The following is a 23,281-nucleotide window of genomic DNA, read 5'->3' on the forward strand; positions in this document are numbered from 1 at the left end:
TCCTGCAGCCGACGCCGCCAGGCGTGGCAGTTGTGATGCCGCGATCGTTCTACGCAAGGTAGAACCTGTCGGTACTAGTTTACGGCCTTCGCGGATTCGGCCCGCGCATCGTGCCGCAGGGTCAGCCCGGCCAGCATCCAGAGCACGCCGCTGATGATGGCACCGCCGCCGGCGACGCCGAGCAGTGCATGCGGACCGAGGTCAATAAAGAACGGCAGCAGGCCGGCGGTGCCCACCCCGACGACGCCGGAGGCGATCCAGTCGCGGGCCAGCAGGGACCGGCCGCGGTTGGTGATACCGAGGTAGAGCTCTGCTGCTCCGGCAAGACCCAGGCCCAGGGCGGCGAGGACCCCGAAGAGCAGGTTGCCGGACATGAGCCCGACCGCGGCTCCGGTTCCGGTTAGCACGGCGCCGGCGGCTGACAGGACCTTGCTGGACGCGGACCCCGCGCGGAGTCCGGTCATATTCACACTCCAGAGCAGCACCACACCGGTGGCCAGCAGGTAGATGCCGCCGGCCCAGCCCATGCCCGCCGTGGAGGGCGCGGCCCAGAATACGGTCACAGCACCGAATGCCAGCGCGACGGCGGCCCGGACCAACACCGGCTTCCAGAGATCCGCGGCGGCGGGCTGGGCGGTGGGGGCGTCGGGGTCTGCGGGAAGAGTCACGCGACCAGTTTAGTGCGAAGCCGCACCGGCGCATGCCGGTATGCCGCGCAGACCGGAGGTACGGCGTGAGGGCCGGTCGGCAGGACTCAGTGTGAGCCGAGCACCATCCACCGGTCCGTCCGCGCGCGGAGGCCGAGTGTTACAGCCCTGGCGGCCATGTAGCCCAGCGAGAACGCCGCCCACAGCCAGAGCAGGCCCGCGCCGCCGTCGGCCCCGGACTGACGGACGGCCAGCAGCAGCGGCACATACACGGCAAGATTCACGACGCCGGCCAGGGCCAGGTACTTCGCGTCGCCCGCGCCGATCAGCACGCCGTCGAGGACAAAGACGTAGCCGGCGAGCGGCTGCCCGGCAGCGAGCACCCACAGCGCCAGCGTGAGCGCGGCCCGGACTTCGGCGTCGGACGTGAAGAGCAGGCCCGCCCACGGTGCCGCAACGGCGAGCAGGATCCCGGCGAGTACCCCAACACCGAGACCCCACCGGACCATGGTTCCGGTGAGCTCGCGCACCGCCGCGGGGCGGGATGCGCCGAGTTCCTTGCCGATAAGCGCCTGTGCGGCAATGGCAAGGGCGTCGAGGGCGAAGGCCAGGAACGTGAAGACGGTCATGGCGAGTTGGTGGGCGGCCAGATTGACCGGCCCTTGGGCCGTGACCACCACGACCGTCGCGAGGATCGCAATGCGCAGGCTGAGCGTCCGCAGCATCAGCCAGGAGCCCACTTTGGTCAGGGCCCTGATGCCGTGCCAGTCGGGCAGCAGGGACACGCCATGATTGCGGGCATTGCGCTGGACCATCACCACGTAGACCAGGGCCATGGCCCATTGGGCGATGCTGGTGCCGATGGCGGAGCCAGTGACCGACAGCTGCAGCCCGTAGACCAGGATGAGGTTCAGCACCACGTTCAACGTGAAACCGGCGGCCGCGACGAACAGCGGCGTGCGGGTGTCCTGCAGGCCCCGCAGCACGCCGGTGCCGGCAAAGATGAGCAGCATCGCGACCAGCCCGGGCATCGACCAGCGCAGATAGTCGACGGCAAATGTCCGCACGTCGCCGGTGGCGCCCATCAGGTCCAGGAGCGGTTCGGCGGCGAGGAACCCGGCGGCGGCGAGGACGATTCCGAGCAGCAATGCCAGCCAGACGCCGTCCCGCCCGGCGGCCAGCGCCCTGGGCAACTGACCGTTGCCGATCGCCCGCGCCACGGCCGGAGTGGTGGAGTAGGCCAGGAACACCATGAGGCCCACCACGGTATGCAGCACCGCGGATGCCAGTCCGACGCCGGCGAGCTGGGCCACGCCGAGGTGACCGACGATTGCCGCATCCGCGAGGAGGAACAGCGGTTCGGCGATGAGCGCACCGAAGGCCGGGACTGCGAGGCGCAGAATTTCCCGCCGGCGGCCAGCCGCGGACGGGAGGTCTGCGGGAGTCGGGACGGAGGCTGGCACGGAACCACCCTAGCGGCAGGGCCGGCGTCGCACAGCTTCGCATTAGTTGACTTTTCAACTAGTGGCCGCAAGACTATAGGTTGAATCTACAACTAAATCCGGGCGGCCCGCACGCCGCCGCGGCCCCCAACGTCAGAACGGCATCCCCATGAACCAGCCCACACTCACCACCACGGCCCGCACCATCCTTCGCATCGTCACCGGCTTCCTCTTCGCCGCCCACGGCTGGCAGAAATTTAACGAGTTCACCATTGCCGGCACCCAGGCCGCCTTCGCGCAGATGGGCGTTCCGGCCGCCAACCTCGTCGCCCCGGTCGTCGCAACGCTGGAACTCGTCGGCGGCGTCGCGCTGATTCTCGGGGTTCTCACCCGCGTGTTCGCCGCCCTGCTCGCCGTGAATATGCTCGGCGCCCTGTTCCTGGTCCATGCCCCGGCGGGAATCTTTGCCGCCACCGGCGGCTATGAACTCGTGCTGATCCTGGCCGCCGCTGCCCTGGCCGTGGCCCTGGTCGGCGCCGGCAAGGTCTCCGTGGACAAGGCCCTCTTCGGCCGCACCGGATCCAGGCTCAGCGTCCTGGCCTAAGGAATTCCCCGCGCCAGGCAACGCGTCGCGGCGGGCGGTCACCAACAGGTGGCCGCCCGCCGTCGTTGCCCCGTGTGGCGTCCCGGACAGCGTTTGTGTCCTCGCCCGCGACGCTTCCGCGGCCCGTCAGTAAACTCACACCATGAGTGAGACTGCCGCCAATGCCATGACCCTGCGCTTCCTCGCCGCGCCCACCGACGTCGGCCACAGCGGTTCGGTCGACGCCGGCACCGTGCTTGAGTGGGTGGACAAGGCCGCGTACGCGGCCGCGGTCGGCTGGGCCAAGTCCTACTGTGTGACGGCCTACGTGGGGAACATCCACTTCGCCGACCCGGTCAACAGCGGGGACATGGTTGAGGTCACGGCCACGATTGTCTACACTGGCCGGTCCTCCATGCACATCCGCACCGTGGTGTCCTCGGGCGATCCGAAGGGCGGCCCGGCCAAGATGCGCAGCCAGTGCATGGTGATCTTCGTGGCCGTCGGCGCGGACGGCAAGCCCATCCCGGTGCCGCAGTTTGAGCCGACCACGCCGGAGGAAATCGAACAGCGCGACCATGCGCTGGCGAGGATCAAGGTCCGCGAGGACATTGTCCAGGCCATGAGCGGGCAGGAATACACCGACGCCGGAACCGCCGAGAATGTTGTCCTCCGCTTCGTGGCCGCACCCACGGACGTGAACTGGGGCGGCAAGGTGCACGGCGGCATCGTCATGAAATGGATCGACGAAGCGGCCTACGTCTGCGCCTCGCGGTACTGCGGAATGGACACGGTGGCCGTCTTCTCCGGCGGTGTGCGGTTCTACCGTCCGCTGCTCATTGGCCACGTGGTGGAGGTCGAGGCCCGACTCGTTTACACGGGAACCAAGGGCATGCACATCGCGGTCCATGTCCGCTCGGGGGATCCCAAGGGACGCGAGCTGGAACTCACGACCTACTGCCTGACCGTGATGGTGGCACGCGACGAGCACGGCACGTCCGTCCCGATTCCGCAGTGGGTGCCGGTGTCCGAGGAAGACAAGCGGCTGCACGCCCACGCCCGCGAACTGCTGGAGATCCGGGGCCGGGCGCCGGGGAACCGGCTGCCCAACCACCTGCTTCGGTCCGGCGGCGAGTAGCCCCTAGAAGCCGCCGCCCCCGGCGTCGGCCGCCATGTTGGCGAACCGGGAGTAGTGGCCCTGGAAGGCGACCACGATGTCCTTGGTGGGCCCGTTACGGTGCTTGGCGATGAGGATGTCCGCCTCGCCGGCACGCGGCGATTCCTTGTCGTAGACGTCTTCACGGTGCAGCAGGATGACCATGTCGGCGTCCTGCTCAATGGAGCCTGATTCGCGCAGGTCAGAGACCATCGGGCGCTTGTCCTGGCGCTGCTCGGAGCCACGGTTCAGCTGCGACAGGGCAATGACGGGGACCTGGAGTTCCTTGGCCAGCAGCTTCAGCGCGCGGGAGAACTCGGACACCTCCTGCTGGCGGGACTCCACTTTCTTGCCGGAGCTCATCAGCTGGAGGTAGTCCAGGATGACGAGTTTGAGATCATGCTGCTGCTTCAGGCGCCGGCATTTGGCCCGGATTTCCATCAGCGACATGTTGGGGCTGTCGTCGATGAAGAGCGGGGCGTCATTCATCCGGCCCATCGTGGTGGCGATCTTGGACCACTGTTCGTCCTTGATCGTGCCCTTGCGCAGATCCTGAAGGCCGATCGTGGCCTCCGCGGACAGCAAACGCATGGCGATTTCGTTCCGGCCCATTTCCAGGGAGAACATCACGGTGGCGAGGTTGTTCTTGATCGCCGCGGAGCGGGCGAAGTCCAGCGCGAAGGTGGACTTACCGACGGCGGGGCGGGCAGCGATGACGATCATCTGGCCGGGGTGCAGGCCGTGCGTGAGCTCATCGAGTTCGTAGAAGCCGGTGGGAACGCCGGTCATGCCCTCCTCACGGTGGCCGGACGCTTCGATCTCGTCCACGGTGGACTCCATCACGTCCTTCAGGACAACGTAGTCCTCTGCGGTCCGGCGCTCCGCCACGGCATAGATTTCGGCCTGCGCCTGGTTCACCAGGTCTTCGACCTCGCCGTCCTGGCCGTAGCCGAGCTGGACGATCTTGGTCCCGGCGTTGACCAGGCGGCGCAGGACCGCGCGTTCGCCCACGATTTCGGCGTAGTACCCGGCGTTGGCGGCGGTGGGAACAGTCTGGATGAGCTCGTGAAGGTACGCCGGGCCGCCGATCCGGTTGATCTCGCCGCGCTTGGTCAGTTCATCCGAGACGGTGACGGCGTCGGCAGGTTCGCCGCGGCCGTAAAGGTCGATGATGGCCTCGTAGATCGTCTCGTGCGCCGGGCGGTAGAAGTCCACGCCGCGGAGGATTTCGACAACGTCGGCGATGGCGTCCTTGGACAGCATCATGCCGCCCAGCACGGATTGCTCGGCGGGAATGTCCTGTGGCGGCTTGCGGCTGCCTTCGGCTCCCCGAGTCCCCTCGACTGAGTCCAGATGCGTAACTGACAAAACTGCCGTCCTCCATTGTGTGCCTCGGCGGATGTCCGTGCGCCGGCGACGCGTGTGCCATGGGCCTTGGTGCCCGCTGCCGTCAACCCCGGCGTAAGCCCGACGGGTTAACTACTATCAGCGGGCCCCGACAGTTTGGCCGCCTCCCGGAACTGCCGGTTTTCCACAGCCCGGATCCAGGCCTGAGGGGCCGGGGCGGAAGGGAAGCCAGCATCGGATTTCGGTATCCAAGGCTCGATATCCAGCAACGTTATCCCCCGCCGGGGCAGGCACCAACCCGGCCGGCCGCCCCTCCTGTGGATAACCTGTGCACTACTGCCCCCTGCTTGTGCACAGCCTGTGGGAACAGCTGTGGATAGAAAGTTTCTTGTCCCCGAAATCGGCGTCTGACGTGGGGAAACACTGCGGTCACCGTGTGGACACAAAAGAATTTCCGGCCATCTTCATCCACAGCGGCCGAGTCGTGGCTGGGGATAGTCGGCGGCCGGTGAGGGCACACAAGCCGGAAATATGCACATTTGGTGATGGTCCTCACGGGGATTGGCCCGGCATTGACGCCTCCGGCGCCGCACGGTATGCCGATCGCAGAATGTGCTGTGGATAACTGTGATCTGGCATAAGCTCTTCACATGGGCGATGTACTGCTAGTCATACTGCCTGCCCTCATCCTGGCAGCAGTCCTCTGGGCGTTTGCCACGGCCCTGAGACCCCGCGATTTCGGCATGTCCGACGCGGAGCGCTACCAACAGGAGCTGGCCGTCCGGTCCCAGGCCCACTACGCGGCCCAGGTCCAGGCCGCCACCGCCGCCCGGGCCCGCGTGGACGCTGTCACCCGCCCCAGCCAGAATGAACAGCAGCAGTCGCAGCAGGCGGACCATGCCCGCAGGGCGTTGCGCGCCCAGGCGGGTTCCGCGCCCGCCGTCGGCCAGCCCGGGTATCAGGGGCACGTGCTCCCCGGCGGCCAACTGAACCCGCAGTTCGCGCTGCAGCTCCAGTCGATGGCACGGAACGGCAAGAAGCTTCAGGCCATCAAGCTGCTGCGGCAGACGACCCATTCAGATCTTTTGACCGCCAAGAAATATGTAGATCGGCTGTAGTTTCATGGAATCCCTGCTTATCCCCCTGCTAATTCTGGCGCTCGTCGGTGCCGGTGTCCTGCTCGGCGCGCGCGCCCTCGGCCGCCGCGACAAGCAGCCGCGGCGGGAAGCTGCCCCGCAGACGGGGCGCGATCCGGTCGAACTCGCACGCGCCGCCGCGGCCAAACTCAACCAGGAGCAACACCGCCGGCTGTACGCGCTGATCGCCCAAGGGCAGGCCATGGCCGCCATCAAGCTGTACTTCGAGGCCACTGGAGACGGACTGCGGGCCTCACGGGATGCCGTGGGGGCCCTGGCTGCCCACCCGCAGCCCTTCCGGCCCGAGACACCCGAGCAGGGTCCCGGGGAGGACGACGACGACGCGCCGCAGCGTTTTGCCTACCGGTACAGGGCGATCGCCAGCAAGGGCGATGTCACCCGCGAGGTCAGCAGCAACATGCTCAACGACGAGATCTATGGCAGGATCCGCACCCTGGCCAGAAGCGGCCAAACCGAGGCGGCGGCGGAGGCCCTCACCCGCCACTCGGACATCTCCATCAAGCAGGCGCGCGAATTCATCGCCCTCCTCGAGGACTGACCCGGCCCCTGGGGAATTAGAAGTCGAAAAGCTCCCCGAGCCAGCCTTCCTTCTTCTTGGGGCGGCGGCGGTCGTCATAACGCGGCTGTTCATAGCGCGGACGGTCACGTCGTTCGTCATAGCGGCGGTCATCGGGACGCCGGTCGTCGCGGCGCGGGTCCACGTTGTAGAGCGGCGGCGGAATGTGCCCGGGCGTCACCGTCGGCAGGGGCTGCGGCGGCGCCGAGACTCCCGGGCCCATGGTCTCCGCCGCGCGGTCCAGGATCTTGTCCAGCTCGCCGCGGTCCAGCCATACGCCGCGACACTGGGGGCAGTAGTCGATCTCGACACCACTGCGTTCGCTCATGATCAGGTCAATTGAATCCACAGGACACTTCATGTCCCGCACAACGAGCCGGGACCTCAATTCGTTCGCCGGTGTGCCGGAGCTTCAGTGCCGGCCCGAAATGCCGGCAAGCAACTGTTCGAACGGAAGCGACTCCGGGGCAGCCTGCTTCTGCTGCGGCTGGGCAGCCTGCAGCAGCGCGACGAACTCGCCCGCCGCCCGGTCGATCCGCGTCGAGAGGGGCGAACCGCCGTCGTCGTTATTGCCCCAGTCCTGCGGGCCGGCAAAGACGGCAGTGCTGGCAATCCGGGTGCGGAGGTAGCTGAACAGCGGGCGCATGGCGAAGTCCAGGACCATCTGGTGCCGGTCGGTTCCGGCGGTGGCGCCGAGCAGGACTGCCTTGCCCTCGAGCGATTTGGGGTCAAGGACGTCGATGAAGGACTTGAAGAGGCCGCTGTAGGAGGCGCTGAAGACCGGGCTGACGGCGATAATGCCGTCCGAGGACTCGACCCCGGCGATCACCTCGGCCAGCTTCGGCGCGGCGTAGCCGGTCACAAAGTTGTTCGCGATATCCACGGCGAGGTCGCGCAGTTCCAGCACCTGGATATCGGCGGCGTAGCCGGCCACTGCCAGGTGGTGTTCCGCGGAGGCGGCCAGCTGGTCCGCCAGCAGGCGGCTCGATGACGGGACGCCGAGTCCGGCGGAGAGAACGGTGATGCGGCGGGATTCCACGGGGATGCTCCTCAAGTTGTGCCAGGCCGCAAACGCTAGTACATGCGTTTGCATCTAACTAGTGAAGCGCGGGCCCTTACCGTTTATTCCCGGTCCCTGTTGCGCCATCACTTGTGGGCCCCAAACCGACGGAATGGCAACCAGACCTGACAGGGCAACGAGGCCGGCACGACGTTTGGCTGCGGACTGGCCGGGGATCGGCCGCTCAGAGCAGGACAAACCCCTCGATGCAGCTCACCGAGCTCCCGCCGACCCAGATGTCGTCCCCCGCCGCCTCGATGTGCACGCGGCCGGAACGCCCCAGCACCTGTCCCTGCGCCGCAACGTAGGACTCCGGGGCCCGGCCGCTGCGAATCAGCCACTGGGCCGCGCCGGCGTTGAAGCTGCCCGTGACGGGGTCCTCCGCCGCGGCGTCGCCCGGGATGAAGGTGCGCACCTCGAAGCCGATTTCCGATCCGGCGGCGTGGGGGCCGATCACGCCCACTTTGAGTCCCGCCATGGCTGCGTAGTCAGGCCTGATGGCGAGCACCTGCTCCGCCGATTCCAGTAGCACACCGACCCAGTCCGGGCCGTTGACCAGCCAGGACGCGTCCAGCAGCGCCTCCCGCGGCATTCTGAGACCCGCGGCGATGCGCGCGAGGTCCTCCTCCGCCACCGGGCCCGAGCGGGTCAGCGGCGGGGCCGCGAACGCCAGCCGCTCGCCGTCGCGCTTTACCTGCACGAGTCCGGCCCCGCACTCCTGGACCAGCATCCCGTCCTGCCGGGGGATGCCGCCGGCTTCCAGCCAGGCATGCGCCGAGCCGAGGGTGGGATGGCCGGCAAAGGGGAACTCTTCGCTGCCGGTAAAGATTCTGACCCGGTAGTCCGCCCGGGGGTCGGTGGGCGGCAGCAGGAACGCGGTTTCGGCGAGGTTGGTCCAGTTGGCGAACCGCTGCATCCCCTCCGCCGTGAGGTCCCCGGCGTCGAGGACAACGGCCAGCGGGTTGCCTCGGTAGGGCTCGGCCGAGAAGACGTCCACCTGAGCGAAGGGGCGGAGGCGGGGCGCGGGTGCGGTAGGTGAGGTCACTGCCGCAGGCTATCACCGGCTCCGGTGCGGCTGACAAGGCTGCCGCGGTCTGCGAGACTTCCCGCATGGCTGTGAACAAAACCGAAAACAAGACCACGGCGACCGGTGCGTCGGTCGAGGAGTTCCTCGCCGCCGTCGAGCATCCCGTCCGGCAACGGGACGGGCTCCGGCTGCTGGAACTGATGGGAGCGGCCACCGGGCAGCCGGCAGAGATGTGGGGGCCGACGATTGTGGGCTTTGGCCGGTACCACTACAAGTACGCGACCGGCCGGGAGGGAGACGCGCCTGCCGTCGGCTTCTCACCACGGAAAGCCAGCCTGTCCCTCTACGGGTTGAGCTACGGGCCGGAGTCGGCCGGGCTGCTGGCGCGGCTGGGGAAGCACAAGACCGGGGCCGGGTGCGTCTATGTCAACAAGCTCGATGACGTCGACGAGGCGGTGCTCACCGAGCTGGTCCGGAACGGCTACCGGTACGTGACAACGGTCCTGCACCACGCCTAGGCAACTGGCAAAGCCCTTCCAACGCGGGGTCACTCCGGGCCGATGGCACCGCCCGCGTAGGGCCGCAGGTGACCTCGCGTTGGCGTTAAAGCAGAAGGCCCCCGCGTCCGGGTCCTTAGAGGATCCGAAGGCGGGGGCCTTCCAGCAGTTCAGGACTGCGCAGCCGGTGAGGGCTACTTGCCTGCGACTACGTCGAGTTCGATCACAGCGGCAACGTCAGCGTGAAGACGGACGTTGGCCTGGTAGGAACCAACCGACTTGATGTGCGTCGGCAGTTCAACCTTGCGCTTGTCGATGCGGCCAAGGCCAGCGGCCTCAACAGCGTCGGCCACGTCGCCCTGCTTGACGGTGCCGAACAGGCGCCCGGTCTCGCCTGCCTTGACAACGAGCTTGACCGGCTTGGCGGAGAGTGCAGCGGCCTGCTTCTGAGCGTCTTCCAGGGAAGCGTGCTCGCGGGCGGCGCGGGCAGTCTTGATGGACTCAACCTGCTTCTCGCCACCCTTGGACCAGGTCAGAGCGAAGTTGCGGGGCAGCAGGTAGTTACGTGCGTAACCGTCCTTGACCTCAACAACATCGCCTGCAGCACCGAGACCGGTTACTTCGTGGGTCAGAATGAGCTTTGCCATGTTAGTTAATCCCTTCCTTAGCCGCGGCCAGCGCCGGAGTAAGGCAGCAGAGCAACTTCGCGGGCGTTCTTGATTGCCTGGGCGATCTTGCGCTGTTCCTGCACCGTGACGCCAGTGACGCGACGGGCGCGGATCTTTCCGCGGTCGGAGATGAACTTGCGCAGCAATGCTACGTCCTTGTAGTCGATGACAGTGATGTCAGCGGCCTTCAAGGGGTTGGACTTTGGTTTGGGCTTACGGAGTTCAGCCTTAGCCATCGTGGAGCTCCTATTCGATGGAGCCCGTGGATATTGATCCACGGGATGGTGGTGATCCGACGCCGGTTAGCGCCCGTCCGCCTTTCGGCGTTCCGGCGGGTTCCGTCGTCGAACCTTAGATGTTGTTTAGAAGGGAGGTTCGGAATCCGGGCCGTTGCCCCAGCCGCCGCCTGCATTGCTGACACCGGGCGTGGCCCAGGGGTCATCCTGCTGTGCGGGCTGGTTGCCGCCCCAGGTTCCGCCCGAGTTGCCGCCCTGGCTTCCACCAGAGCCGCCACCGAAGCCGCCACCGCTGTTGCCGCCGCCGCCACTGCCGAAGCCGCCCTGGGCGCCGTTGCCGGCACCCCCACCGCCGGAGCGCTGGGTGCGGTTGACCTTGGCGTTGGCGTAGCGCAGGCTGGGGCCGATTTCATCGACCTCAAGCTCGATAACGGTGCGCTTCTCGCCTTCTTTGGTTTCGTAGGAACGGCTCTTCAGCCGGCCGTTAACGATCACACGCATGCCCTTGGTCAGGGATTCGGCGACGTTTTCGGCTGCTTCGCGCCATACCGATGCGCGGAGGAACAGGGTTTCCCCGTCCTTCCATTCATTGGACTGGCGGTCGAAGGTGCGGGGAGTAGAAGCGATGGTGAAATTCGCTACTGCCGAACCTGACGGTGTGAACCTCAGTTCGGGGTCACTGGTGAGATTACCGATGACCGTAATAGTGGTTTCGCCTGCCATCTACTGCCTCCTTGTGCGTTCCTGCGGGGTGAAGAGTGAAAACCGGGAGCTGAAATTACTCAGCAACGACCTTCTGTACTTCGGGGCGGGTGATCTTGGTGCGCATGATGGTCTCATTGAGGCTCAGCTGGCGATCAAGTTCCTTGGCGGTAGCCGGCTCAGCGGTGAAGTTCACCACGGCGTAGATACCTTCAGACTTCTTCTGGATTTCGTAAGCCAGGCGACGACGGCCCCAGATATCAACCTTCTCGATGGTTCCACCATCGGTCGTGATGACGTTCAGGAACTTCTGAAGCGTTGGCTCAACGGTACGCTCTTCGACCTCGGGGTCGATGATTACCATCAATTCGTAAGGACGCATATGTGAACCCACCTCCTTTGGGCTAAGCGGTTACGGCATTTCCGTAACAGGAGGTTCATTTGCGGTGCCATGTGCCCGCATCGCCCCCAGGAACGGGGGCAGGGCGCAGCACAGACTTCAATAGCTTAGTGCATCGGGGGCGGATTCCGCGATTCCACGCCAGGCCAGCGTAGGCCCGGCCGACAGGGTCCGGGAAGCGCCGCCGGGCTCCATGTGGACAACCCTGTGCCAAGATCGGGGAATGAACAAGGGTTCCCCGATCCGCGGCAACGCGCGGCCGGTCCGCCGCAGCCGGCTTCGCCTGGCGGTCATGCTCCTCGCCGGTGTGCTCGCGGCCGCGGCGACCGCCTTGGGCGGGTACTGGGTCGCGGCCCCGGCCGTCGGCTGGGGGACCGCCTCGTTAACCTACGTCGTCTGGGTATGGGCGGCTGTCGGCCGCTTCAGCCCGGCCGAGACCCGGGCGCATGCCACTGTGGAGGATCCGTCCCGCAGCATCACCGACCTGCTGATCCTGGCGGCCAACGTCGCCAGCCTCGGCGCGGTGGCCGCCGTCGTCGTCGATTCCCATGCCAGCGGCGGCGGGTCCCGCTTTGGTGGCGGGCTCCTGGCGCTGGCGTCGGTGGCCCTGTCCTGGATGCTGGTGCAGACGCTGTTCACGCTGCGCTACGCCGAGCTGTACTACGGCACCGGCGGGAAGGCCGGGACGGCGGTGGGCGGCATCGACTTCAACCAGGAACGGCCGCCGCAGTACACCGACTTCGCCTACCTCGCCACCAGCCTCGGCATGACGTACCAGGTCTCCGACACTGCCCTGCAGAGCCACGGCATCCGGGCGGAAGCGCTCAAGCACAGCCTGTTGTCCTACCTCTTTGGCACCGTCATCCTGGCCACGACTATCAGCCTCGTGATCAGCCTGGCCTTCTGAAATCAAGGGCCTGACAGCTCCTGCCGCACGCATCGTGTTCTGGTCCTTGGCGGCCTTCCGGGACCAAAACGAGTACTGGACACGAAAACTACTCGACTTCAGTCAATGCCCTACTCGACTATCCATGCGGCCTAGGCCCCGGCAGAACCCCGGCCTATATTTGCAAAAGCACAGCCATTTGGTCAGGGTCTCGCCCCAAGCGCGAGCCACCAGGGCCTTCGTCTTTTCAAAAGAAGTTGGCGTGCGGCAGTGAAATATGTCAGTCGGGGGTCCATGTTTTCTAGCTGAAGACTTGGACTCGCGCTGAATGGTCTCTTTGGGGATGGAATGGGGACACCCATGATTTTGTTCGGCCGCAACAAGGAACTTGCTCGCATTCATGCTCTGATTTGGAGCCCCAGGGAATCTGCGATGACGGTCACGGGACGCCGCGGGAGCGGCAACTTTCCCGCCCCCTTGGCAGTTAGCACGGCGATGAGTCAGCGATGACAGATACGCAGGGGCGCCAAGGGGCTTCCGGAGCCTTCGGCTGGAGCGTACTGAATACAGCGCTGTCCCGCGTGGGCACCTTGGGCATCGGAATCCTTCTGGCCCGTTTCCTGGGGCCCGAGTCATTCGGAACGTTCGCGGTGGCACTCGTGGCACTCATGGCAGTACTGAGCTTCAATGAGCTGGGCGTGTCCCTCGCCATTGTCAGATGGCCGGGGGATCCGGCAAAAATCGTTCCCACAGTGAACACCATCTCCGTCGTTGGGAGCGCCGTGTTCTGCGCGGCGGCGGTACTGGCGGCGCCGGTCTTCACCTCCGCCGTCGGGGACCCCGAGGCTACCAACGTCATCCGCATCCTGATCATCAGTGTCTTCATCAACGGCGTCGTAGCGTCGCCGGCAGCCCTGCTGCAGCGCAACTTCCGCGAGAAGACGAGGATGAGCATCGACCAGGTCAATGTTTGGGTTGGCGCGGCAGTTTCCCTGGCTCTGGCCATTGCCGGACTCGGGGCCATGGCGCTGGCCTTGGGCCGGATTGTCGGCGGCCTGCTGGCAGCCTTCATGTTTTTGCGGGCTTCACCCTTACCGTACCGGTTCGGATTGGACCGAAACTACCTGATGCCGCTCATCAGGTTCGGCCTGCCGCTGGCTGGCACCAGCATCATCTTCTTCGCCATCGGTTACGCTGACCAGCTCACCGCAGGAATCCTGCTCGGAACAACCGGACTGGGCTTCTACGTGCTGGCCTTCAACCTCTCCAGCTGGCCGGTGAGCATCCTGGCGCAGCCCTTACGCCGCGTGGCACCATCAGCGTTCTCTGCCCTCCAACACGACCCGTCCGGACTCAATGGCACGCTGGGCGCCATCTTCACCGTCCTCCTTTGTGCCGCAGTGCCGCCAATGCTCTTCCTTGCCGCCAGCTCCGAACCATTGATCAGCCTGATCTACGGGACAGCGTGGATTCCCGCGGCCCCGGTACTGTCCTGGTTGGTAGTAGCCGCCTTTGCGAAGATCATATGCGACCTCGCATACGACTTCCTTGTGGTCTTAGGAAGATCGGGCACGGTCTTCATGATCCAAGCCGGGAGCCTGCTAGTTCTTATCCCCGCGCTGATCTCCGGGGCCATCCTGTTTGGGCTGGCCGGCCTCGCAGCTGCGCAGGCGTTGGTCACGGTCCTCGTCGTCCTCCCCTGCTATCTTCGACAACTGCACAAAGCAGGCGTCAACCTCGCGCCGATGGCCGGGAGCATCTGGCTTCCAGCCACCGCCGGACTCGCCGCCGGTGCTTTCGCTTGGCTGATGGCAACGGTCCAACCGAGCCCGCTTCTGGTCATGACTACTTCAGGTCTGGTCACAGGGGCCCTCACCCTGGGCCTGCTCTACCTGCGCCGGACCTCGCTGGGCCTCCTGCGCACCATCGGGAACACTCCCCAAACCGCAGGGGTGGCCCCGTGAAAATTTTGGTTTTCCCCCACGACCTCGAAATCGGCGGCAGCCAGATTAACGCCATCGAGATAGCGGCTGCAGTGCAGCAACGAGGCCACGAAGTTGTCATTTTCGGCAGAAAGGGCGCGCTCAATGCCCGGATCGTGGGGCTGGGACTTGAGTTCATTGAATCACCCCGGCCCTCGCACCGCCCCACTCCGGCAATCGTCAGGGCCTTGAAACAGTTGATCAGTTCACGTGGTTTCGATGTCCTCCACGGCTATGAATGGCCGCCCACGCTCGAATGCGCGCTGGCCGCCAGGAAAACACCCGCCGTGGCCGTTTCCACTGTCATGTCCATGGCAGTGGCCCCTTTCATCCCCAAGCACCTTCCCCTGATGGTGGGAACCGCCAGCATTCTGGTGACAGAGCAGAAATTCGGCAGAACCCGCACCGAACTGCTGGAGCCGCCGGTTGACTTGGCAGCGAACAACCCAAGCATGGAGCTAGGGGTCGAAACGTTCCGGCGCCAGTGGGGGCTGGGAAGCTCGTCCTTTATTGTTTCAACAGTCACTCGCCTTGCGGTTGAGCTAAAACTGGAGGGCCTGCTGTCCGCCATCGAGGCAGTTGGCAGGGTTGCCAATCAGATTCCCGTCCAACTGCTCATCGCCGGTAGCGGCCCCGCCCGCAACATCGTCGAGGCGGCCGCCAACGAAGTAAACCGCCGGACTGGACGCAGGGTTGTTGTCTTGGCAGGTCAACTCGACGATCCCCGCGCGGCTTACGCCGCCGCGGATCTTGTCCTCGGCATGGGCGGTTCGGCCTTGAGGGCCATGGCTTTCGCCAAACCGCTCGTGGTTCAGGGTGAACAGGGATTCTGGGAGCTGCTGACTCCGGAATCGCTACCGCATTTTCTGCAGCAGGGCTGGTTTGGCACCGGTCCCGGAGCACAGACTGGAGGGGGAAGGCTCGCAGGACTACTGGTGGAGGTCTACGGGAACCCGGACCGCCGCCGGGAGTTATCCGCTTTCGGCCTCGCCACCGTAACCGGGCGCTTCTCACTGTCACGGGCGGCCGAACGGCAGGAGGCCTTCTACGGCCGGGCCCTGCAGGAGCCGGCGGCCGTGCAGGTTCTAAACAATTTTGGAGCTGCGGGCCGGTTTGCCGCCCACCAGGTGGTCCAACGTACCCGGCAATTGCTCGGCTCCGCCGCCGAAGACGACTTTAACGCATCACGGCCCGGCAGGCGCCAGGCCGTAGTGCAGCAGGCGCCTAAAGGAGTGCGCGGATGAGCGACAAAAGCGGTGTTCTGGTGTTCATTCCGGGAAGCCGCTGGGAAAACGTCAGCGGCACTGACCATCAGCTTGCCTTGGCCGTGGCGGGATCGGTTCCCGTACTTTGGGTCGATCCGCCCCTGCCGTTCCATCACGCCTTGCGGTCACCTTACCTTCCACATGGCCGCCCACATGGCCGCCTAGAACTTTCAGAGGTAGCTGACGGCATCACCCGGCTGCGGTCCCTGTCGTTGCCCGGATTTACCCGTCGGCTCGTGGCACCCTTGACCAGCCGACTGTTGTCCGCTGACATCCGGACCGGTCTTGCCTGGCTCGGCGTGGAGGCCAAGGCCACGTTGCTGTCCTCGCCGATCTCACGCTTCCCGTCCGGGCTGGCCGGTCCCAATTTGCTGTACGTGACAGATGACTGGGCAGCGGGCGCGACCATGATGGGAGTGGCGTCTGGGCTTGTAGAAAAGACCCTGCGGGCCAACGTGGCTACCGCCCTGTACACCGCAGCAGTTTCACCAGCGTTGGCTGCCCTCGTTGATTCCCGGATGCCCGCGGGCCAGCGGGCCACCGCGGTGCTTCCCAACGGTTGCGCCATCACCGCCCTCCAGGAGCCGGCACCGAACCGGACGCCCACGGCGGTACTTATCGGGCAGCTGAATGAACGACTGGACATGGACCTGCTGGCGGCATTGGACGAAGCGCATGTTCCGATCCTGGTCATCGGACCGCGGACCGAACGTGACCCGGAAACACGCTGCCGCCTGGACACCTTCCTGGCCTCGGACAATATCGCATGGTTGGGTCGGCTCCCGCTCGCGGAAACCAGGAAGCACCTGGCTACCGCTCGAGTCGGCCTGACGCCATACCGGGACAATGCGTTCAACCGGGCGTCCTTTCCCCTCAAGACCCTCGATTATCTGGCCGCCGGCCTGCCGGTAGTGGCCACCGACCTGCCCGCCGTCCGCTGGCTGGATACAGATCTGGTGACGATCTGCGATTCGGCGGAAAACTTTGTCCGACAGGTCCAGCAGCAGTTGGCCAGCGAACCGACCACCGCGGCCGAGGCTGAACGCAGGACGTTCGCGGCAGGACATTCCTGGCACGAACGGGCCCGCCAACTGATGTCCATCATTGAAGGAAGTGAAAAAAGATGATACATCCCGTCCGCAGCGCGGCTGCAGCTTTACTGATGATTATCGGACTGTTCTGTGCTGCCTGCACCCCCGTTGCAGAGGCAGCTCCGGCTGCCGGTACCAGCACGGGGCTGGATCTGCCCAGGATTCCTTGGGAAGGCGGCCCCGATTACTGGAAGGCCTTCGCCAATGCAGACGCCGCCGGTTGGGACGATCCCGGGTTTTTCCCGGTGGCCATCTGGTACAACGGCATCAGCAGCGACGAGGAAGTGCGCTTCGACAAAGACCATGGAATCAACACCTATATGGGCATGGACAGCAGCACTCCCTACTCAATTTTTGAGCGCAACAGCGTCTATTGGATCGGGGGGAAACTCAATGAATCATTCACCCCGGCCGGGACCAACTGGGTGGGTGCGTTCCTGGACGACGAGGTCGATGGCCGGTTCACCCCGGAGGAAGGCCGGAAGCATCTGCAGGCCCTCTCCGACGCAGTACCCGCTGGTCTCTTTAAGTACGCCAATTTCACGCAGATGGTCATCAGTCATTACATGCCAGCCGCCGATGCCCAGGCATTTGTGAACGACTACACCGATACCGTCTCCGTGGACATGTACTGGTACACCATCCCGTACTGCAGCATCAAGCCGTACCAGAACGCCCACATAATTCCTGTAGACGAGGCAACCTGCCGGACTGCGTCCAGCTACGGGAAGACGATGAAGGCCTTGCGCCAGCAGGACGCTGCGGACGGGAAACTCCAGCCGCTGTGGCAGTTCGTCGAAAACCTCAACGGGGGTCCCGGCGAGGGCCCTTTCGTCTCCAACATCAGCCCGGCACAGCTGGAGGGCGCGGTGATGAGTTCCATCATCAACGAAGCCCGCGGCATCGTCTACTTCAATCAAAGCCTTTCCGGCCCGTGCGGCGGCGGGAGCGTACTGCGGCTGGCCCAAGTGACAACCGATTACTGTGGGGCCCCGCAGGTCGAGGCCATGAAGAACGTCAACTCCCGAATTCATGAGCTGGCACCGGTACTCAACACCCAGTCTTATGACTATTCGCTCGGCGTCGGCCTGGACACCATGCTGAAGTCATACGAGGGCTCCGCCTACATTTTCGCGATGGCCACAGGGGAGTCCGTACCAGGAAACCGGGTCTTCGCTCTTCCGCCGGACATAAAGGCGGACAGCGTTGAGGTCCTTTTCGAGGGACGCTCCCTTCCCGTTGACGGCAGCGGGCGGTTCGCCGATTCCTTCGCCCATGAATCCGCCTACCACGTCTACAAGGTGAAGCTATGAACCACACGATGGACCATGTAATCCTCACCAGGTTCAACGTGCCGTCAGCCGGCTTGGAAAGCCGGATCCGCGCCAAGGAGGGCTGGCTCCGTGAACGGATGGCGCTGTTCGAAGCTTTCTGTCTGCCATCCGTCCGGTCCCAGACCAACGCTGATTTCCGCTGGATCATATACCTCGATCCGGAAAGTCCCGCATGGCTCAAGTCCAGGCTCGCTGAACTCAGCGCCGGCGGGCTCTTCACACCTGTTTACCGGTCGCAGATTTCTGGTTCGGAAAGGATTGCCGATATCAGGGCAGTGACCGGCGCCACCCGCCAGATCCTTATTACTACCAACTTGGACAACGATGATGCACTTGCCGCAGACTTCATCGAACGGCTGCAGAAGACTCCGGCCGGGTTGGCCCGAGCAGCCGTGTACTTCGTCAACGGCTTGGTACTCAGCGGCGATGCCCTGTACATGAACAGGGACAGCACCAACGCATTCTGCTCAGTCATGGAAACCTGGGACTCTCCAGTGACCTGCTGGGCTGATTGGCACACCCGTCTGGGAACATCCATGCCGGTGCAGGAAATTGGCGGCGCGGCAGGCTGGCTTCAGGTGGTCCATGGAACGAACGTGAGCAATCGCGTCCATGGGACCCGGATACCCGCCAGTGCAGCGCCGAAGACTTTCGGGCAGCTGTTGGCCGGGGTGAAGGACCCCACAGGGCTGCAGTTGTTCTATGAGTTGGCCCTTGCCCGGCCTAGCAGGTGGAGCCGGGACAGGACACGGTCCCTTGCCAAGGGAGCCATTCTCGGGACCTTCGGAAAATCAGGATTGGACCGGCTGAAGAATTCCTTGAATGCAAAGACCCGTAACTTGTCCAGCCGTTGACGGTTAAAGGAGCTACATATGTACCTGCGTGATTTATACGCCAGCCTGCAGCGGAGATGGTATTTGGTTGTGCTCGGAGCGCTCCTGACCGTCTCTCTGGCTTTCGTCGTCTACTTCCAGGCGCCGGTGAAGTACGAGGCCACCGGCAGTGTTGCCTTGGTGCCGCCGGCGACTGCTGTCATTTCCGGCGACAACCCATTCCTTTACATGGGAGGCCTGGAACAGGCGCTGGGGATCCTTACCGCAAAGCTGAACTCCGATGTGGCGCAGCGCGATATCGTGGGCAAATACGACGCCGTCCAGTACTCCACCAACCGCGACCCGTCGACGAACGGGCCCATCGTCCTGGTCACCGTCACCGGGGCCACGGCTGGTGAGACGCTGGGGGCCCTTACTGACGTCCTGGCTGCCGTACCGCAGAACCTCAACAGCCTGCAGGACTCTCTGAATCTCACCGAGAATTCCAAAATTACCTCGATGCCGTTGTCCTCGGACGAGGAAGCAATAATCGATAGTAGTATCAGGACCAGGACCGTACTGGCCCTCGCCGCAGGAGGCGTCGCCGGAACACTGCTGCTGACCGGGCAACTGGACAAGATCCTCCTTCGTCGACGGGCAGGCAAGGGAACAGGTCGATCAGGGGCGCAGTCCCGAAACGGTAAAGGGCCCGAAGACTCTGGGAGCGATGCTTCCGCAGAGAAAAATACGAACCGGTCCGCTTTCCGGCGGGCCCGCCGGCATACGGATCCGGGACTTGCCCCGTCCCACGAAGCGGCATCCGAAGATCCGGGGCGAGACGCCGACACCGCACCCCGGAGCCGCGTACCTGAACGCACCCATGCGCAGACACGCTGACCCGCGGAGCTCAAAGCTCTTCACCGTCGATGCCCACGGTCCCGAACGGGATCGGACGGGATGGGACGCCGTCAACGTCCTGATCATCTATTTCCTAATCCTCCTGGTGGTGCCGTCAAACCGGGCCATTGAAGCGTTGGGCGGGGCGGGAGCACCCGCAGCACTGTTTGCCCTGGTCTTTCTTCCGTGGTGGGGCTGGTACCACTTGCAACGCACTGCCAGGATGCCCGCCGACCGCATCCAGCCTGTGCGGATCGCGATGTTCATCTTGCTGGGGTGCATAATGGCGAGCTACGCGGCCGGCGCCCTCCGGGCGATGACGCCGACGGAGTCGAATGCGCTGAACCTCGGACTGGTGCGGACCGCCGCCTTCGCGAGTGTCTTGCTTTTGGCCAGTGACGGCATCCCCACCAGGGAGCGGTTGATCCGGTTCCTCCACTGGTGCTGCCTTCTGGGCGGCATGTACGCGGCCCTGGGCATCCTGCAGTTTTTTACCGGTCAATCATTTGTTGCCAACCTGACCATCCCGGGCTTGTCCGTCAGTGATTTCGGCGCCCTTCAGGAGCGCGGAGGCTTCAACCGCCCGTCCGCCACTGCCCGAAATCCGCTTGAGTGCGCCTTTGTGTTGTCCATGCTTTTCCCTGTTGCTATCAGCCTTGCACTGCATGACCGGGGGAGGCATGTGTTCCTGCGCTGGTTCCCAGTCGCCGCCATGGCCATCACTCTCATGCTTTCCGTGTCCCGTTCGGCAATCATCGGTTTGTTTGTGGCTGTGGCCGTACTCTTTCCATTCTGGTCCCCGCAGGTCCGGCGCAGGGCGGGTATCGCAGCGTTGAGCCTGCTGGTGATGGTGGGGGCAGTGATACCAGGGATGATGGGCACCCTTTTGGGCCTTTTCGGCGGCGAAGACGCCAGCTTGAAATCGAGAACTGACAGCTACGATGTCGTCTGGATCTTCTGGCAGATGAACCCCGTCTTCGGCAGGGGCCTGGGTACCTTCCTGCCCGAGTACCGGATTCTTGACAACCAGTTTCTCGTTAGCCTGCTTGACACCGGGGCGGTGGGCCTGGCTGCTTTCATCGCCGTTCCTGTCACCGCGTTCGTGGTTGCCCTCATCGCGCGAAAGCGCTACAGCGACCAACTCTTTGTTCATCTCGGTCCAGGGCTGGCCGCCGGCGTCGCGGCAGGAACATCACTTACCGGATTCTTCGACGCCCTTTCGTTTCCACAGGCAGCGGGCTGCCTTTTCCTTCTGACGGGAGTGTGTGGCGCTTACTGGCGCCTGCGGGATAAGCAATCGATGTCTCCACCGGACCGTCCCAGGTTGCGGTCTTCCAGCCGCGGGGTGGACATCACGCAGTGGGCGGTTGCCCCAATTGTGTTGCTGCTGATGGCACCACTCATCGTAGCCGCCAGCCAAAGCAAAGGAGTCTACTCGGCCAAGCAGGACGTGGTTTTCCTGCCGCCTCCGGGGGCAGCGGCTGGAAACCCCCTTCGGTTGGATTCCGAGGATATCGTCCAGTTCGCTGCCGTGATTGAGCGCCGGGCCATTGCCAGGAGCAGCGAGCCGCAGCTAAAGACAAATGGTGCAAGTCTGTACACAACCGGGGTCCGGGAGGGCTACTCGGTTTACCTTCCCAATGCCGGTTCGCAGTGGGAACCTTCGTTCAATAAGGCCGTGGTAAAGGTCGAAGCCGTGGCGGACGACCCTGTCACGGCGGAAAAAATAGTGGCGGGACTGGCTGGGAAACTCGAAGCCGCCGCCGCTCAGGAGCAGGACACCCTGGGGGTGTCCCGGAGTGCGCACATCACCACCGAACGCTCACCCTCAGCAACGGCAGTGAGCTATCACGCGTCCAGTCCCGCCGCGGCTGCAATGGCCCTGGTCGTGCTCGCCGTAGGTCTTGGTGCGGGCGCTGCTGCCGCCCACAGGGTCTTTCGAGACACTGCACGGCGGCGGCAAATAAGAGGGTGACTGACAGAACATCGCTGAACCAAGTCCCCTTGAGATTCTCGAATGACCCGCAGCCGTAACGGCAAGGGCGCCAGGATCCCGAAAACATGCCCGCTGGGAGGGCACCTGAAGCTCGGCCGATGATAGGAACGGAGCAGCCAATGGGATCCCAGGCTGCCGTAGATGAGATCGGGACGGGCCGCGAGGCGCCTCCGCCGGACGTTTTGCGGTGGGCCGCACGCCCTACGCTGTGTCCCCGACGATCTATACAGCCGTCCGGAAGAACATCTCCGTCACCCTCGTAAGACGGTGCGGATCGTCGACTCCGCACAGCTCACGTGCGGAGTGCATCGAGAGAAGGGGCACACCGACGTCGACCGTCCGGATGCCCAGGCGGGTGGCGGTCAGGGGACCGATCGTGGAGCCGCAGGGCATCACGTTGTTCGAGACGAACTCCTGATACGGGATGCCGGCGTCCGAGCACAACCGCGCCCAGAGGGCGGCGCCGGTGGCGTCCGTGGCGTAGCGCTGGTTGGCGTTGATCTTCAGCAGCGGGCCGCCGTTCAGGGCCGGCCGGTTGGCCGGGTCGTGCCGTTCGGCGTAGTTGGGGTGGACGGCGTGGCCGGCGTCGGCGGACACACAGAACGACGCCGCGAAGGCCTGCCGCCGCTGGCTCGCTGAGGCGCCCAGGCCGTCGGAAATGCGCACCAGCACGTCCTCGAGGATAGGCCCGCTCGCGCCGGAACGGGAGGCTGAGCCGATCTCCTCGTGGTCGAACGCGGCGAGCACGGCAATCGGCGTCCCGGCCGGAAGCGGCGCGGCGGCGTGCGCAATCAGTGCGGTGAGCCCGGCGTGGGTCGCCGACAGGTTGTCCAGCCGGCCGGAGGCGAAGAATTCGCCCTTCGCGCCGAACACGGCCGGGGGCTGGGTGTCGGCGATGACGACGTCGTAGCCGCCGATCAGGGCGGCGTCCACGTCCGCACCGGCAACCCGGTCCGCCAGCAGGCCCAGCAGGTCTTCGCCGGCCGGGTCGCCGAGCCCGTAGACCGGATTCATGTGCTGCTGCTTGTCCAGGGCCAGCCCCTCGTTCACGGCGCGGTCCAGGTGGATGGCCAGCTGCGGGAACCGCAGCAGCGGCCCGGTGGCGGTGAGGTGCTGGGTCCCGTCCCGCATCACCAGGCGCCCTGCGAGCTGCAGTTCGCGGTCCAGCCAGGAGTTGAGCAGCGGACCTCCATAGACCTCGACGCCGGCCTGCAGCCAACCGAACTTGCCCGTCGTGGGCTTGGGCTTGAGCTTGAACGACGGCGAATCGGTGTGGGCGCCCAGGATGTTGAAGCCGGTGGTGGGACCGGCCGTTTCCGGCGTCACCCAGGCGATGATCGCCCCGTCGCGGACCATGTAGAACTTCCCGGTCCCTGCGGGCCCGTCCCAGGGCAGCAGCTCGTCGAGGGCGGTGAATCCCGCCCCGTCCAACCGGCGGGCGGCCTCGTGCACGGCATGGAAGCTCGACGGCGACGCGGTGACGTACGCGCCGAGGTCCTGGATGTGGGCTGCGGCGTTGGACTCTGAAGGCATGGCTCCG

General features: G+C 64.9%; 24 protein-coding genes. 13 read left to right on the plus strand and 11 right to left on the minus strand.

Translation table 11 applies throughout. The annotated features are described in order from the left end of the window. Positions 1-74: 74 nt before the first annotated feature. Together J2W14_RS00810 and J2W14_RS00815 are read right to left on the minus strand one after the other, a co-directional pair. Complete coding sequence (locus J2W14_RS00810) at positions 75-668, minus strand: hypothetical protein (RefSeq protein WP_307456993.1); 594 nt, start codon at positions 666-668, stop codon at positions 75-77. 86 nt (positions 669-754) lie between these two features. Continuing rightward, positions 755-2,110: an MATE family efflux transporter gene (locus J2W14_RS00815; RefSeq protein ID WP_307456996.1), complete on the minus strand. Its 1,356-nt coding sequence runs from the start codon at positions 2,108-2,110 to the stop codon at positions 755-757. Between the two features lie 148 nt (positions 2,111-2,258). Between J2W14_RS00815 and J2W14_RS00820 the strand changes: the two genes are divergently transcribed. Together J2W14_RS00820 and J2W14_RS00825 are read left to right on the plus strand one after the other, a co-directional pair. Further along, the gene (locus J2W14_RS00820) at positions 2,259-2,693 is read left to right on the plus strand and encodes a DoxX family protein (protein WP_307456998.1); all 435 of its coding nucleotides are present in this window, start codon (positions 2,259-2,261) and stop codon (positions 2,691-2,693) included. 142 nt (positions 2,694-2,835) lie between these two features. Next, positions 2,836-3,810 carry an acyl-CoA thioesterase gene (locus tag J2W14_RS00825; RefSeq protein WP_307457001.1) on the plus strand — a complete coding sequence of 325 codons (975 nt, stop codon included), beginning with the start codon at positions 2,836-2,838 and terminating at the stop codon, positions 3,808-3,810. Positions 3,811-3,813: 3 nt separating this feature from the next. Here the strand turns inward: J2W14_RS00825 and dnaB are convergent, their stop codons facing one another. Beyond that, positions 3,814-5,196 (minus strand): replicative DNA helicase, encoded by a 1,383-nt coding sequence (gene dnaB / locus J2W14_RS00830; protein ID WP_024367946.1) that lies wholly within the window; start codon positions 5,194-5,196, stop codon positions 3,814-3,816. Positions 5,197-5,825: 629 nt separating this feature from the next. On the opposite strand from dnaB, the gene J2W14_RS00835 reads away from it, so the two are divergent. Then, positions 5,826-6,293, plus strand: a complete 468-nt coding sequence (locus J2W14_RS00835; RefSeq protein ID WP_307457005.1) for a hypothetical protein — start codon at positions 5,826-5,828, stop codon at positions 6,291-6,293. A 4-nt stretch (positions 6,294-6,297) separates the two neighbouring features. Next, positions 6,298-6,870 carry a hypothetical protein gene (locus J2W14_RS00840; RefSeq protein ID WP_307457008.1) on the plus strand — a complete coding sequence of 191 codons (573 nt, stop codon included), beginning with the start codon at positions 6,298-6,300 and terminating at the stop codon, positions 6,868-6,870. 16 nt (positions 6,871-6,886) lie between these two features. Here the strand turns inward: J2W14_RS00840 and J2W14_RS00845 are convergent, their stop codons facing one another. The 3 genes from J2W14_RS00845 to J2W14_RS00855 form a co-directional block, all read right to left on the minus strand. Continuing rightward, on the minus strand, positions 6,887-7,249 hold the full coding sequence (locus J2W14_RS00845) for a TFIIB-type zinc ribbon-containing protein (protein ID WP_307457011.1): 363 nt from the start codon (positions 7,247-7,249) through the stop codon (positions 6,887-6,889). A 51-nt stretch (positions 7,250-7,300) separates the two neighbouring features. Then, entirely contained in the window at positions 7,301-7,927 is a 627-nt protein-coding gene (locus J2W14_RS00850) for an FMN reductase (RefSeq protein WP_307457014.1), read from the minus strand. Between the two features lie 205 nt (positions 7,928-8,132). Continuing rightward, positions 8,133-8,993, minus strand: a complete 861-nt coding sequence (locus tag J2W14_RS00855; RefSeq protein WP_307457016.1) for a PhzF family phenazine biosynthesis protein — start codon at positions 8,991-8,993, stop codon at positions 8,133-8,135. Positions 8,994-9,058: 65 nt separating this feature from the next. On the opposite strand from J2W14_RS00855, the gene J2W14_RS00860 reads away from it, so the two are divergent. Continuing rightward, on the plus strand, positions 9,059-9,493 hold the full coding sequence (locus tag J2W14_RS00860; RefSeq protein WP_307457019.1) for a DUF1801 domain-containing protein: 435 nt from the start codon (positions 9,059-9,061) through the stop codon (positions 9,491-9,493). 173 nt (positions 9,494-9,666) lie between these two features. Here J2W14_RS00860 and rplI read toward each other — a convergent pair whose 3' ends face one another. From rplI to rpsF, 4 genes are all read right to left on the minus strand, one after another. After that, positions 9,667-10,119: a 50S ribosomal protein L9 gene (gene rplI / locus J2W14_RS00865; protein ID WP_307457021.1), complete on the minus strand. Its 453-nt coding sequence runs from the start codon at positions 10,117-10,119 to the stop codon at positions 9,667-9,669. 17 nt (positions 10,120-10,136) lie between these two features. Continuing rightward, the gene (gene rpsR / locus J2W14_RS00870; RefSeq protein WP_003800144.1) at positions 10,137-10,376 is read right to left on the minus strand and encodes a 30S ribosomal protein S18; all 240 of its coding nucleotides are present in this window, start codon (positions 10,374-10,376) and stop codon (positions 10,137-10,139) included. 126 nt (positions 10,377-10,502) lie between these two features. Beyond that, complete coding sequence (locus J2W14_RS00875) at positions 10,503-11,099, minus strand: single-stranded DNA-binding protein (protein ID WP_307457024.1); 597 nt, start codon at positions 11,097-11,099, stop codon at positions 10,503-10,505. A 55-nt stretch (positions 11,100-11,154) separates the two neighbouring features. Beyond that, complete coding sequence (rpsF, locus tag J2W14_RS00880; RefSeq protein WP_024366241.1) at positions 11,155-11,460, minus strand: 30S ribosomal protein S6; 306 nt, start codon at positions 11,458-11,460, stop codon at positions 11,155-11,157. A gap of 241 nt (positions 11,461-11,701) precedes the next feature. On the opposite strand from rpsF, the gene J2W14_RS00885 reads away from it, so the two are divergent. From J2W14_RS00885 to J2W14_RS00920, 8 genes are all read left to right on the plus strand, one after another. Then, entirely contained in the window at positions 11,702-12,385 is a 684-nt protein-coding gene (locus J2W14_RS00885) for a DUF1345 domain-containing protein (protein WP_307457027.1), read from the plus strand. A 485-nt stretch (positions 12,386-12,870) separates the two neighbouring features. Beyond that, positions 12,871-14,328, plus strand: coding sequence for an oligosaccharide flippase family protein (locus J2W14_RS00890; protein ID WP_307457029.1), 1,458 nt, complete (start codon positions 12,871-12,873; stop codon positions 14,326-14,328). Next, positions 14,325-15,590, plus strand: coding sequence for a glycosyltransferase family 4 protein (locus J2W14_RS00895; RefSeq protein WP_307457031.1), 1,266 nt, complete (start codon positions 14,325-14,327; stop codon positions 15,588-15,590). Before J2W14_RS00890 ends, J2W14_RS00895 begins: the two co-directional genes overlap by 4 nt. After that, a complete protein-coding gene (locus tag J2W14_RS00900) occupies positions 15,587-16,738 on the plus strand; it encodes a glycosyltransferase family protein (RefSeq protein WP_307457035.1) in 1,152 nt (383 codons plus the stop codon). Before J2W14_RS00895 ends, J2W14_RS00900 begins: the two co-directional genes overlap by 4 nt. Positions 16,739-16,773: 35 nt before the next feature. Continuing rightward, positions 16,774-18,015 (plus strand): hypothetical protein, encoded by a 1,242-nt coding sequence (locus J2W14_RS00905; RefSeq protein WP_307457037.1) that lies wholly within the window; start codon positions 16,774-16,776, stop codon positions 18,013-18,015. After that, positions 18,012-18,890: a glycosyltransferase gene (locus J2W14_RS00910; RefSeq protein ID WP_307457041.1), complete on the plus strand. Its 879-nt coding sequence runs from the start codon at positions 18,012-18,014 to the stop codon at positions 18,888-18,890. The genes J2W14_RS00905 and J2W14_RS00910 overlap by 4 nt, the downstream gene beginning before the upstream one ends. A gap of 18 nt (positions 18,891-18,908) precedes the next feature. Continuing rightward, positions 18,909-19,745, plus strand: a complete 837-nt coding sequence (locus tag J2W14_RS00915) for a hypothetical protein (protein WP_307457043.1) — start codon at positions 18,909-18,911, stop codon at positions 19,743-19,745. Beyond that, positions 19,729-21,720, plus strand: coding sequence for an O-antigen ligase family protein (locus J2W14_RS00920; RefSeq protein ID WP_307457046.1), 1,992 nt, complete (start codon positions 19,729-19,731; stop codon positions 21,718-21,720). Before J2W14_RS00915 ends, J2W14_RS00920 begins: the two co-directional genes overlap by 17 nt. Positions 21,721-21,963: 243 nt before the next feature. On the opposite strand, the gene J2W14_RS00925 is transcribed toward J2W14_RS00920, so the two are convergent. Then, positions 21,964-23,274, minus strand: a complete 1,311-nt coding sequence (locus J2W14_RS00925) for a M18 family aminopeptidase (protein ID WP_307457049.1) — start codon at positions 23,272-23,274, stop codon at positions 21,964-21,966. Positions 23,275-23,281 lie beyond the last annotated feature (7 nt).

The organism is Pseudarthrobacter oxydans, assembly GCF_030812335.1.
GTDB lineage: Bacteria > Actinomycetota > Actinomycetes > Actinomycetales > Micrococcaceae > Arthrobacter > Arthrobacter oxydans_B.